The following is a 12,897-nucleotide window of genomic DNA, read 5'->3' as shown; positions in this document are numbered from 1 at the left end:
AGGCGCACTGATACTTTGTATTCCTACACACATCCCTATTTTTAATACCTTTGTATTTTTCAAGATAATCCGTACTTTCATATTTTTTAGGATTACAATGAATAGACAATCAAAATTATAAATTTGTTCCACATTTTCAAAAAATAAAACCAGTGTGTCCCGATTAAATATCGAGACACACTGGTTTTATTAGCTATCAAGGATTTTAATTATTTAATTCAGCTATTTGCTAAACTCATACTAGAGATGAATTTTCCTTAGTCTAGACTATTCATTTTTATAATAAAAGAACTACATCCTATATAGAATGTAGTTTTTTCACAGATCTATCTATTTTTTAGTTCCTTTTTATAAAAATCATATAATAATTCAATAGATGAACTAGATAAAATAGGAATTGCCTTCTCAACTAATTCTCTATCCCAATCAAACCAACGCATTTCCATTAGCATATTTATTTCTGCATCAGTGAACCGTTTCTTTATTTCTTTAGTAGGATTTCCGCCCACTATTGTATACGGCGGAACATCTTTACTTACGACAGATCCTGCTGCAACGATTGCACCTTCACCGATTGTAACGCCAGGCATAATAATAGCATTCATTCCAATCCAAGCATCACTTTTAATGACTGTATCGCCCTTCGGTTCATATGAATGTTCAATTTGCTCAGCGAATGGATATACTGTAATCCATTCTGAGTGATGATTGTGATTACCACCCATTAAAATGACTACTCCACTGGCAATACAAACATAATTCCCAATAATGAGTTTATCAAGATGCCATCCCATCTGTTCAATTGGATTGAACAGTGCTCGGGACTTAGCATCCCCCCACAAATACCTTACACAGCCATCTTCAAAATTTTGATGACCATAATAACCTGAATAATAGGAGTACTCTCCTACCTCAATGAGTGGATTTGTTACTATATCTTTTAAATACTTCGTTTCTGACCAATGATTATATAATGGATGCTTCATAACTTTATTCCTCGCTTCTAAGTAGTGTAGATTTTTGCAATTTACTTAGAAGCTTACTACGACTGCTACATTTTTTAGCTTTTTCAAACGACGAATCATTATATTCAAGCCTTTCTTTTATAATAAAAAAATCATAACGTGATAAATTATATAAGTCAAATTGTAAAATTATGTACTAAAACTTAAAGTGTGAATTGAAATTTCAACATTAAAACAATCGAGTTTTCAAATAAAAAATCCCAATTATATATAATAAAGATATCTTAGCTATACAACTAACTTATTTCTTATATTAGCCTTAACTCCCTCGATATAGTTTTATTATTTATTAATTTGTCTGATAAATCAATAAATGTTAATATAATTATAGAAGATATTATCATCCATTAGATTTCACAGCTAGTTTTTCACAAAAACGATTTCTGAATCCTTAAGTAAATAGGAGGTTTAGAGGATGAAACTTTTAAGGCAATCAACAATTATTGGTGCATTGACTGTTGGAGGATTTTTATTTTCGAATACAATTAGTACACTCCCACCTGTTTCTGCTGAATCGCAACTTACACAAAAAGAATCACGATTTGTAGATACTTGGCGGTGGCAAAGTTATTTTTTATTACATCATAATGCAGATTTTATAGAAGAGTTAGCAGTTGGTGACTTAAAGCATGGAGATACATTCGATGTTACTATATATACTGGTGGTAAGGATACTGGTATTGTAAAAATATATCAATTGAGTGGAAATGAAAATGATAAAATAAACTTGCATAGATATAAAACCATTTATGACTCTGGTTTAAAACATAATTATGGTAGGTTTGTAACGCCTATTACTAAGGCTTATAATCCAGGAACATATGTAGCTGTTATGAAACTTGGAGAAAATTATTATTATGGGGGCAGCTTTAAAATCTCAAAATAATTTACGTTTATCTCACCAGTAAATAAATATTGAATACTATTTTTCTTAAACAAAAACCATTTTAAAAACTCCTCTACCTTATATAAGATAGAGGAGTTTTTTAATTGTTTGCCCTTTTTAAGGTTAGAAAAAATCCTTACTTTCTTTATAAATTATCATTTTTATTCAATAACTGTTTCCACTTCTTTAAGTTCTACAATCCAATATGCAATATTGCATATTACACATGTTCGATTTAAAAACATGTGATAATTAATTTATATAAATATCTTACATAATTATTGAAGGGAGAATGCTACATGTCTTTCTTTTCTTGGTCTCCTCTTATTTTCTTAGCAGTTGTTGCAATCATCATTTCTATTAAAAGGAATAAGAAACAATAATTTATTATTTGGAGGTGTAATAATGTCAATTGCAGCTTGGAGTGCAATTTTTATGACTTTAATCGGAGCAATATCCGGAGCAATCTTTGGTACAATCTCTTTTAGAAATAAAAGCAAAAATTAAATACTTACATAAAAACGAATTTCTAATAAAACTCTATATAAAAAATAGCCTATAAAGTTTTATAGGCTATTTTTCATTTCATCATTATTACTTAGCTAATTCTTTCGTACCCTTCATTACATCAACGAAGAATCCCCAGTTATTCACAACAGAAGAAATACTAATATGTTCATCTGGAGTATGGACGTTGAATATATCTGGACCGAATGAAATTGCATCTAATTCAGGCATCTTTTGAACGAATACACTGCATTCAATCCCTGCATGTACAGCGAAGATTTCAACATCTTTATTGTATTTTTCTTGATGCACTTTTTCAAATAAATTACGAATTTGTGAATTCGGATTGTATGGCCATTCTGGATACTCTGACTCTATTTCAAATGTTGCACCAACTAATTCGGCAATACATTTAATCTCATCTGCAATATGCTGTTTTAAACTACTTACAGAACTTCTCACTTCGTTACGTAATTTAATTTCATCTTGCAATGTTTCAATAACACCTAAATTTGTTGAGCTTTCTACTAGACCTTTAATATCCATGCTCATACTTTGAATGCCATTTGGAATTAAGAATAATGATGAAATAAGTTGCTTTTGTGTTTCTTTAGCAAATACTTTTTCTACTTTCTCATCCAATTTTGTAAGTGTAACATGAACATCTGGATCAACAGCACGCATTTCTTCTTGTAATACTCGTGTCCATGATTCTAGTATTTCTTCTACCTTCTCTACGTCTTCTGTACGTAATACAATTGTAGCTACACTTTCACGCGGAATTGCATTCGTTTTTAATCCGCCGTGAACTTCACTTACATCAAATTGAATATTTGCTAATAAATCATGTAATACTCGTCCTAATACTTTGTTCGCATTCCCGCGTTGTTTATCAATTTCCATTCCCGAATGTCCGCCTTTTAGACCACCGATATATAGACGATATGCATCCATATTTGCTGGCGCTTCATCCCAAATTACTGGAATTGTTTCAACAGCTTTCGCACCACCTGCGCTACTTACTAGTAATTTATGATCTTCTTCAGAATCAATATTAATAAAAATCTTTCCTTCAAAATGATTTGAATCAACAGCAAAAGCTCCGCCCATTGTCGTTTCTTCTTCAGTAGTAATAACTACTTCAAGTGCTGGATGCGGAATGTCTTTTGAATCTAATAAAGCTAATGCATATGCAACTGCAATACCATTATCAGCACCTAAAGTTGTTTGATTTGCATATAACATGTCCCCAATAATTCGTAATTCAATTGGATCTTTTTCAAAATCATGTACGGTTGCTTGGTTTTTTTCGCAAACCATATCCATATGACCTTGAATGATAATAGCTGGTACATTTTCATAAACAGCAGTTGCTTCTTTTTTAATAATGACATTTAATGCTTCATCTTGAACTACTTCTAAATTACGCTCTTTCGCAAAGCCAACTAAAAAATCACTAATTTCCTTTTCATTACCTGATCCTCTAGGAATCTTTGAAATTTCTGCAAAATGATAAAATACAGGGTGCTTTGTTAATTGTTCTAAAGTAGAATACATTTTTAAGCTCCTCTCAAAATAACAAAATAATATGTAAGTCTTTTATCATTATACCATGATTCATTATTTTCACTTTCTATTTCATACTTTAATATCTGCTCGTTAAACATTTAAATTACATATAAAAAGAGAAAGAAAATGCACTATGCATTTTCTTTCTCTTTTTTTGCTCTCATATATTTTGAAGTACTATTATTCATTAATTTCTCTAACCGATTTATATTTTCCGTTAATGCACCTTTCACAAGAGAGAAATCTGTATTGGGTGCTTCTTTTTTTTCTTTAAAAAACGAAGACTTTTGTACATTTACTTCAGCCATCTCTTCTCCCCCTTTTCAAAAAAATACAATCTTCTATTTATATTATATCGCAAATGTAGACAGCGTGTACACGTATCATCTTCTTTTTAATTCTTCTACTTGCTGCATCGTATCTCCTTTTATTAACGAGAAATCTGATGTGCCTTTAACTCCTAGCTGGCATTCTCTCTTTTTTATTTTTGTTAATTATCATAAAATTAACAATATTAATCTACTATTTAATAATAATATTTGATATTATAAAAAAGTAGATTTTAATGGGATTTCCATCTAATATACTCTTGGTTAAAATAATTTTTCATACAAAGAGATTAATAAAAAAATACAGTTACAACCTAGTATAGAGAAATTATTCAGCACTTTATGTAATCCGCACCTTCCATTATTACTTCAAAAAGTCGATTTTATAAACGAAACAACGATTACTGCTAACATTTATATTGATAACACTTCAAACGTTACATATCAGAGTTTAGATGGTATTGCACATAAAATCGAAGAAATTTCAGACAATAGATTATTTTTAGAATCTAAAAATTTATTACAGCTAGTATTTCAGCAAGAGGAAAAAGGAAGTAACATTGTAGGAACTCTTCCCAACCATATCGTACAAAATATCGAAAAGTTTTCCCCTTTGTCTATTCAAGAAGGGAAAACAATGTTAATAGAGAATGGATTTAATTCCTTATATGCTGAAAATTTTATAATAGATTTAAAATCAACACATTCTATTTACACTATTATGCGTCTAGATACAACCGAAAAGAATGAGGTTATTTCTGACAATGGATTCTTTGTTATTGAATCACCAAACACCCAATGGCTATTAACTCGAAATATAATAAATGATTCCTTTGATATAACCTATTTAACCAAAAATCTTTTCGAAAATGAAATAGCAAAACTAATAAAAGATTAATCCTTTAAGACGGGAGTATATTTATATTGAATAAACAACAGCATTCTAGCAAAAAAAAGGAAGGCTTTTTCGAAAATAGGATATTACCTATCATCACTATTCTTTCAGGTGTCATTCTACTAGTGTACAAAGGGTTAGAATTTATTTCAAAGTATGTATTAATTTTAATCTTATTTACCCTAATTATTGCTTCGTTATACTTATTGTTTATGAAACAAATAGTTGGTGCTGCTATTGGATTCATTTTTGCAGCCCTTGGGTATTATATGTATAAAATCATTTTTAAACAAAAAAGAAATAACGCATAAACAAATCATAAAGAGGTAATGTAAAAGAGAATGTTTTTACGCATTCTCTTTTACATTACCCTCTTTTATATACTTATACGGAATTGCCTCTACAAATTTTTCTAATCGATCCACATTTTGAGTCAATGCACCTTTCACAAGAGAGAAATCTGTATTGGGTTCTTCTTTTTTTTCTTTAAAAAACGAAGACTTTTGTACATTTACTTCAGCCATCTCTTCTCCCCCTTTTCAAAAAGATACAACCTTTTATTTATATTATATAGCAAATGCAGACAGGGTGTACACGTATCATTTTCTTTTTAATTCTTCTTCTAATTCTTCTACTTGCTGCAAAGTATCTCCTTTTATTAAAGAGAAATCTGTTGTATCTTCATTATCTTCTTTAAAAAAATCATTGTTATTATCTTTTATCACTACAATCACCTCTACGTGCTAGTGTAGGAATGATTGTCCGATTTTATACAAGTTTGTCTAAATTCGCTTTACCTTTATGTATAAGTGAAAAGGACAGAAAAAAATCCTGTCCTTATTTACTAAAATAACTATGATGTATTGTTAAATTATATACATTTTCAAAATCCCGATCTTGAAGATTATTTTTCTTCCCGTCAATAACAATGAAAACATCACTCACTATTTTTGCTGGTATAATTCCGACATTCTCTACTTGCACTGCTTTCTGCTCATTCAATTGCTCGATGTGTTCAAACGGAACCATAATACTAAATTGAGAGCGAATACCACGAAAGTTTGTATTTAATTCCTTTGCCGCTTCAAATACAACTATTTTCGCCCCAATCTTTTCCCCATATGAATCTAAAAACACGTTTAAGCTCTTTGTATATTCCTCTTCCGTATGCCATTCCATCGTACCGAATACTGCTGGATTGACATTTTGAATAATTGTTGTGTAAATTTCTCCTCTTGCTTTAGAAGCAATTAATGATCGTTTTATCGATTGGACAGTCTTACCGATATCGCTAAATTTCGCTCCCCATATTTCTGAAATATTTGGTGTTAAAATAAATGCGATATCAACAAAAATAACCATTGCAGTGAACATTAAAAGATTTTTCCAGAGGGTTAAATCAATTCCTTTTATCATGAAATACACGGTGACTGATATTATAAACAACCCATACCAAGTCTTTCTAATACGTTGCTTCTTCTCCTCGTACAACTCTTCGTTTTTCCAATAAAAGAAAACAAGTACTAGAAAAACGATTGCTAAAATAAATAGGCCGATTCGAATGTTAGAGATCACCAATGACATCACCCTCCATTCAAAAACTACTCACGATATCATTACATGCACAAGCAGCTCTCTTTATGACAAAAGACGTGGACAAGCTTCTAAATTTAGCTACATCGCATATACATTAGAAGGTGCCACGTCTTTTATCTTGAATCTACATTGTATATGTAGACAAGCATGCTTTTCAAATGTTCATGTTAAAAAGTAATATGTTTCGGAATTTCCCCTTCAGGTACTTCTCCATCCATACTTAAGTAATAATGGCGAATCGGACGTAAATTTTCGTCTAATTCATAAACGAGCGGTATACTCGTTGGAATATTTAATGAAACAACACCATCACTTGAAAGATTATCTAAATATTTTACTAGCGAGCGAATTGTGTTACCATGTGATGAAATGATTACTTTGTTACCATTCTTTAATTTCGGCGCAATTTCTGAATGCCAATAATCAAGTACTCTTTTCTCCGTATCCACTAAACATTCTGTCAATGGAAACTCACCTTTTTTCAGTGCTTTATATCTTGGATCATTCATTTCATACCTAGGATCATCCTCAGTAAGAGCAGGTGGTCTTACATCAATACTTCTTCTCCAAATATGAACTTGCTCCTCACCATATTTTTGAGCTGTTTCATCTTTATTCAACCCTTGCAATGCACCATAATGTCTTTCATTTAGCTTCCAAGATTTATGTACTGGGACCCAGGCAAGATCCATCTCATGAAGTACAATCCATAACGTCCGAATAGCTCGTTTTAATACAGATGTATAAGCAACATCAAAAGTATATCCATTTTTCTTTAATATCGCTCCTGCTTCTCTCGCTTCACTTAATCCATTCTCTGATAAATCAACATCTGTCCATCCAGTAAAACGATTTTCAAGATTCCATAAACTTTGTCCGTGACGAATAAGTACAAGTTTTATCATTATAATTCCCCTCTCGGAAATATGAATTTTAATGCTCCATTGCGTGCACATATAAAGTTTTTGGTAATGTAATTTTTTTATCCACACATACTATGATTTATTCATATTTGCCAAATGTATGGATAAAACTTTATCTTTTTCAAACTATAAAACAGAAGTTTTTATTCATTACTTTTGATCAACTGGTATTTCTCGTTTTGATATCCATGCATCAAAACCAGAACGACTATTTGCCATTTCATTCATAACTTGATGCCAGTTTTCTTCACATGATTCACCAAATTTTGAAAAAATAGCACTCATTTGTTGCCTTTGTACATCGCTCAGTTTTCTCTCTAAATTCACACCTTTTTCTGTTAAAGACAACTGTTTCACACGGCGGTCATGTGTAGCTTCATTACTCTCAATTAAGCTCTTTTCCACAAGTTGACGGAGTGGTCCGTGAAGAGCTTGTTTACTTATTTCTAACAGCGATAATAACTCATTAACACTTATCCCTGGAAAGCGTGCGATAAAAAATAAAATTCGGTGATGTACTCGTTGTATACCATACTCTTTTATAATTTCATCTGGCTTTTCAGTAAATGTTTTATATGCAAAGTAAAATAGTGCTAATGCTTCATTCATCTGTTCTTCTTTATGTTGTGTCATCTACTTTCCCCCTGTATGTAAATTATACCACAATCCAGTAATCTATATTTTAATGAACGCATTGGAACTTCTTTAGTTTATTGAAATATTCGTTGCACAATTAGGAGATGATTCACTTGAAAACGCAATATACCGTAAGTACATATTTATTAGATCGACTACGTGAATTAGGAATCGAGCATATATTTGGTGTTCCTGGTGATTATAATCTTGCCTTTTTAGATGATGTGATGGCACATGAAAATTTAAAGTGGATTGGCAATTGTAATGAATTAAATGCGGCATATGCTGCAGATGGATACGCTCGCATAAAAAGAATTGCAGCTCTTATTACCACCTTTGGCGTTGGAGAATTAAGCGCTCTAAACGGAGTTGCTGGCTCATATGCCGAAAACGTACCAGTTATAAAAATCACGGGGACACCACCAACAACAGTAATGGAAAATGGAGAGCTTGTTCATCATACTTTAGGCGATGGAAAGTTTGATCACTTTTCCAATATGTATCGAGAAATTACTGTAGCACAAACAAATTTAACCCCTGAACATGCAGCTGAGGAAATCGATCGCGTGTTACGCGCATGTTGGCGCGAGAAACGCCCAGTTCATATTAATTTGCCGATTGATGTGTATAATAAACCAATTAATAAACCTACGGAACCAATTTTACATAAACCGATTTTAAGTAATAAAGAAACGCTGGATAAAATGCTTTTACATGCCACTTCAAAAATAAAAAGCGCCAAAAAACCTGTAATTTTAGCGGATTTTGAAGTAGATCGATTTCACGCTAAAGAATATTTATATCAACTCGTAGAACAAACTGGGTTTCCTATCGCAACGTTAAGTATGGGGAAAGGTATATTCCCTGAAAAACACCCTCAGTTTATAGGAATTTATACTGGTGATGTTAGTTCTCCGTACTTACGAAAAAGAATTGATGAATCTGACTGTATTATTAGTATTGGTGTGAAATTGACTGATACTATTACAGGCGGATTCACACAAGGTTTTACGAAAGAGCAAGTTATAGAAATTCATCCCTACACTGTTAAAATTATAGATAAAAAATATGGACCAGTTGTAATGAAAGATGTTTTACAACAGTTAAGTGATGTAATTGAACATCGGAATGAAGAAACGCTTGATATTAAGCCATTTATTTCAGAATCACTATCTATTACTGAAAAGTTTAATCCAAAGCCACAAATGGTTACGCAAAAACGTTTTTGGCAGCAAATGTACCAGTTCTTACAAGAAAACGACGTCTTAATCGTAGAGCAAGGAACACCTTTCTTTGGTAGTGCCGCTATCCATTTACCAAACAACACTACATATGTTGCGCAACCATTATGGGGATCGATTGGTTATACATTACCTGCTCTACTTGGTACACAACTCGCTGATTTATCACGGCGCAACATTTTAATTATTGGTGATGGTTCATTTCAATTAACTGTCCAAGAGTTATCGACTATACTACGTCAAAATTTAAAACCGATTATATTTTTAATTAATAACAACGGATACACTGTTGAACGTGCAATTCATGGTCAAAACGAACCGTATAATGACATACAAATGTGGGATTACACAAAACTAGCGAACGTATTCGGATCAGAAGAGAAAAGCCTAACATTTAAAGTGGAATATGAAACAGGGTTAGCAGAAGTTTTAACGGAAATAACTTTAAATAAGAATCAACTTATCTTTGTTGAAGTTATAATGAGCCAAGGGGATCAGCCTGAATTGTTAGCTAAACTTGGGAAAAGATTCGGAAAGCAAAATGCTTAAAAAGAAAAGCGTAACCTATTTATAGTTACGCTTTTCTTTTTAAATCTTTATTCCGCAAGCGTTAACTGCCAAGACACACCATACTTATCATTTAACCAGCCAAACTTTTTGCTAAACGGATAGGCACCTAAAGGCATAAGTACTGCTCCATCTTGAGCTAGTTTATTAAAAGCCGTTTCAATTTCTTCTTCCGTATCACAAGTTACATAAAGAGACATAGCTGGTGTAAATGTAAAATTATGATTTACATAACTATCTATGCACATGAACTCTTGTCCGTGTAAAGTAAAAGTTGCATGAATTACAGTACCCTCTTTACCAGGTCCGTTTTCATCGTAGCGAGAGATACTTACAATTTCTGATTGATCGAATAGCGACGTGTAAAAGTTCATCGCCTCTTCAGCTTTACCTTCAAACATTAAAAACGTAGTAATTTTTTGATTTGTGTTACTCATATAGAGACAACCCCTTGTTATGTATTTATGTAAAACATACATCGGCCAACAAAAAACGAACGTACATTCCCATGAGTTTATTGTCTATAAAAACGATAAGTTTGTCAATTATCTACTTTCTTATTTCTTCTTAAATAATGCTGTCCAAAGAAATGATTCTCCAAACATAGTATTTGGTTGTTCAATTTGCTTCATCTTTCTAATTTCAATCACCTCAAATTCTTTAAATATCTCTCTTAATTTCTCTTCAGAGTATGCAAGACCACCCTGCAGACTCCATCCTCTATATACGTCCCAATCTGATATTTCCGAGCCATTTCGTTCATCTAAATCACCTGCCGCAAAACATGTTAATCCAAAATAACCACCCGATTTCAAGGAGTTTTTAATTAAATTCACATAATTTATTCTTCTATGCGGTGGAATATGATGTAAACAGCCCGAATCGTATACAAAGTCAAAATCATTTTGACCCTCTAAATTAAAAATCGAATCACAAATAAAGTGAATTTCTATTTCTTTTGCTAACGCTCTCTCTTTCGCCCAATTAATGCCCTCTATAGATAAATCTACCGCTGTTACATCAAACCCTTCATTTGCTAGATAAATTGCATTTCTACCCGGACCACATCCAAGTTCTAGTACTTTTCCTTTCGAAACCCGCTTTTTTTGTATATACGAAACTAGGTTCTCATCTGGAACATTTTCAAAAAACGGAACATCCTTTTCTCTATTCTTATAAAATTCATTCCAAAATGGTTCTGCCGGTCTTAATAATGAATCAAGCATTTCAATAATATCTTCTTGAATATGTAACGTTTCATTTTTCATTTGTATCCCTCCAGTTTAATAGTCAGAAAATTATTATATATCTTTTCGAACTTTCAAACAAAGAAAAAACTCCTAAAATAAATTGGATTTAAAATAAATATTCGGTCAATACTGTATGTAGGCTGTATGCCAACATTCATTTAAAGTAGTCTTCTCTGTATCTCCTTGTATTGAGCAGTTAGCTTTTGCTAGCTGCTCTTTTATTTCGTTCCTGCTCTTGCTTCTTGAAGAATTCTTTAACTGCATTTTCCCAATAAGTACACATATCCATTCCCCTTTTCTACAAAATGAAATTTTTATTTTGTTATACGCTTCACTTCTTCAATCAACGAAGATACGAGATTAAAATCACCTTTAAAGATGTTCCATTCAAAAAGCATTCCTTCATATCCTCAAGTAATTCCTCAGCAGTTTCGATTCGTTCTATATTCATTCTTCCTTTCTCCAAAATAACTATTTTATTAATAATCTTTAATGAGCTAATCCTTACAGTTTTGTAATACTAATGTCACTAAAATCAATTTTTTCACTATAAACTCTTTACTATAATTTCCCTTATACACAAACAAGAATTGTTAAGAAATAACTAAGAATTAATTAAGAGACTGTTAAGCCTCAGTTAAAAATTTTTTCACGTAATAAAGTTATAGACACAATATAAGGAGCGATTTAAAAATGTCTTTTTCTCAATTAAATATTGATGCTTTTCGAGCTATCAATGATTTAGGGAAGCAATATTCATCTCTAAACTCAACTATGGTATTTTTAGCAGAATATATGGTGTATTTTTTAGGTTTAATTATTATCGCTTATTGGTTTACTCAATCTAGACAAAACAAAATGGTGATTATTCAAGCAATGATTGCTTTCATAACTGCTGAAATAATTGGAAAATTAGCAGGGAAATTACACTTAAATTATCAACCATTTGCAGTTTTACCTAATGTTAATAAACTTGTCGATCATGCAGTTGATAATTCATTTCCTAGCGATCATACGATTCTATTTTTTTCAATTTGTTTTTCATTCTGGCTTGTTCATAAAAAGGCTAGATGGTTATGGCTTGTGCTTGCATTCTGCGTAGCTATTTCCCGAATTTGGGTAGGAGTTCATTATCCTTTCGATGTCCTTACAGGAGCTCTAATAGGAATTATTTCAGCACTATTTTCGTATTGGTTAACACCACAAATTACATTCATCAAACAACTACTTAATCTTTACGAAAAAATAGAACAGCATGTACTACCATCCAAAAACCATTCGAAAAACTTTTAATTAATCACAAAGCTAAAAAGATTACATATAATATCAAATATTTTTTAATATTGTTGTGATCGAAGAGCGCTCTCTTAGGTGCTCTTTAATTTTAAAATAATGATTTTATGAAGCCTTTTCACCTTTTAACCGGACAAGCATATTTTATTGTATGGAGGAATTGAAGTGACCCCTAAAAGT

General features: G+C 31.8%; 15 protein-coding genes. 5 read left to right on the top strand and 10 right to left on the bottom strand.

The window, feature by feature from the left end:
• Positions 1-326: 326 nt before the first annotated feature.
• Entirely contained in the window at positions 327-986 is a 660-nt protein-coding gene (locus ACYVEC_RS15040; protein ID WP_231428439.1) for a CatB-related O-acetyltransferase, read from the bottom strand.
• 454 nt (positions 987-1,440) lie between these two features.
• On the opposite strand from ACYVEC_RS15040, the gene ACYVEC_RS15035 reads away from it, so the two are divergent.
• Positions 1,441-1,911: a DUF5065 family protein gene (locus ACYVEC_RS15035; RefSeq protein WP_063223878.1), complete on the top strand. Its 471-nt coding sequence runs from the start codon at positions 1,441-1,443 to the stop codon at positions 1,909-1,911.
• Between the two features lie 594 nt (positions 1,912-2,505).
• On the opposite strand, the gene pepD is transcribed toward ACYVEC_RS15035, so the two are convergent.
• Both pepD and spoIISB (ACYVEC_RS15025) read right to left on the bottom strand, forming a co-directional pair.
• Positions 2,506-3,975 (bottom strand): beta-Ala-His dipeptidase, encoded by a 1,470-nt coding sequence (gene pepD, locus ACYVEC_RS15030; RefSeq protein ID WP_098557436.1) that lies wholly within the window; start codon positions 3,973-3,975, stop codon positions 2,506-2,508.
• Positions 3,976-4,118: 143 nt separating this feature from the next.
• Positions 4,119-4,295, bottom strand: a complete 177-nt coding sequence (gene spoIISB, locus ACYVEC_RS15025; protein WP_063223876.1) for a stage II sporulation protein SB — start codon at positions 4,293-4,295, stop codon at positions 4,119-4,121.
• A 658-nt stretch (positions 4,296-4,953) separates the two neighbouring features.
• Here spoIISB (ACYVEC_RS15025) and ACYVEC_RS15020 point away from each other — a divergent pair.
• A complete protein-coding gene (locus tag ACYVEC_RS15020) occupies positions 4,954-5,214 on the top strand; it encodes a hypothetical protein (protein ID WP_142332847.1) in 261 nt (86 codons plus the stop codon).
• Positions 5,215-5,240: 26 nt separating this feature from the next.
• Entirely contained in the window at positions 5,241-5,522 is a 282-nt protein-coding gene (locus ACYVEC_RS15015) for a hypothetical protein (protein WP_087956509.1), read from the top strand.
• Between the two features lie 36 nt (positions 5,523-5,558).
• Here the strand turns inward: ACYVEC_RS15015 and spoIISB (ACYVEC_RS15010) are convergent, their stop codons facing one another.
• From spoIISB (ACYVEC_RS15010) to ACYVEC_RS14990, 5 genes are all read right to left on the bottom strand, one after another.
• Positions 5,559-5,735 (bottom strand): stage II sporulation protein SB, encoded by a 177-nt coding sequence (gene spoIISB / locus ACYVEC_RS15010; protein ID WP_000852625.1) that lies wholly within the window; start codon positions 5,733-5,735, stop codon positions 5,559-5,561.
• 75 nt (positions 5,736-5,810) lie between these two features.
• Complete coding sequence (locus ACYVEC_RS15005) at positions 5,811-5,936, bottom strand: hypothetical protein (RefSeq protein WP_063223873.1); 126 nt, start codon at positions 5,934-5,936, stop codon at positions 5,811-5,813.
• 112 nt (positions 5,937-6,048) lie between these two features.
• The gene (locus ACYVEC_RS15000) at positions 6,049-6,786 is read right to left on the bottom strand and encodes a type II toxin-antitoxin system SpoIISA family toxin (protein ID WP_153039381.1); all 738 of its coding nucleotides are present in this window, start codon (positions 6,784-6,786) and stop codon (positions 6,049-6,051) included.
• 188 nt (positions 6,787-6,974) lie between these two features.
• Positions 6,975-7,712, bottom strand: coding sequence for a 2,3-diphosphoglycerate-dependent phosphoglycerate mutase (gene gpmA, locus ACYVEC_RS14995; RefSeq protein WP_063223871.1), 738 nt, complete (start codon positions 7,710-7,712; stop codon positions 6,975-6,977).
• 168 nt (positions 7,713-7,880) lie between these two features.
• Positions 7,881-8,363, bottom strand: coding sequence for a MarR family winged helix-turn-helix transcriptional regulator (locus ACYVEC_RS14990; RefSeq protein ID WP_063223870.1), 483 nt, complete (start codon positions 8,361-8,363; stop codon positions 7,881-7,883).
• A 107-nt stretch (positions 8,364-8,470) separates the two neighbouring features.
• On the opposite strand from ACYVEC_RS14990, the gene ACYVEC_RS14985 reads away from it, so the two are divergent.
• Positions 8,471-10,156, top strand: coding sequence for an alpha-keto acid decarboxylase family protein (locus ACYVEC_RS14985; RefSeq protein WP_098556931.1), 1,686 nt, complete (start codon positions 8,471-8,473; stop codon positions 10,154-10,156).
• A gap of 47 nt (positions 10,157-10,203) precedes the next feature.
• Here ACYVEC_RS14985 and ACYVEC_RS14980 read toward each other — a convergent pair whose 3' ends face one another.
• Together ACYVEC_RS14980 and ACYVEC_RS14975 are read right to left on the bottom strand one after the other, a co-directional pair.
• Complete coding sequence (locus tag ACYVEC_RS14980) at positions 10,204-10,611, bottom strand: VOC family protein (protein WP_063223868.1); 408 nt, start codon at positions 10,609-10,611, stop codon at positions 10,204-10,206.
• 120 nt (positions 10,612-10,731) lie between these two features.
• Positions 10,732-11,442: a class I SAM-dependent methyltransferase gene (locus tag ACYVEC_RS14975; RefSeq protein ID WP_063223867.1), complete on the bottom strand. Its 711-nt coding sequence runs from the start codon at positions 11,440-11,442 to the stop codon at positions 10,732-10,734.
• A 675-nt stretch (positions 11,443-12,117) separates the two neighbouring features.
• On the opposite strand from ACYVEC_RS14975, the gene ACYVEC_RS14970 reads away from it, so the two are divergent.
• Entirely contained in the window at positions 12,118-12,717 is a 600-nt protein-coding gene (locus tag ACYVEC_RS14970; RefSeq protein WP_063223866.1) for an undecaprenyl-diphosphatase, read from the top strand.
• Positions 12,718-12,897: the final 180 nt, after the last annotated feature.

This window comes from Bacillus sp. MN7755 (genome assembly GCF_054771475.1).
Note: the sequence above shows the minus strand (reverse complement) of the source record. Positions and strands in the feature narration are given on the sequence as shown.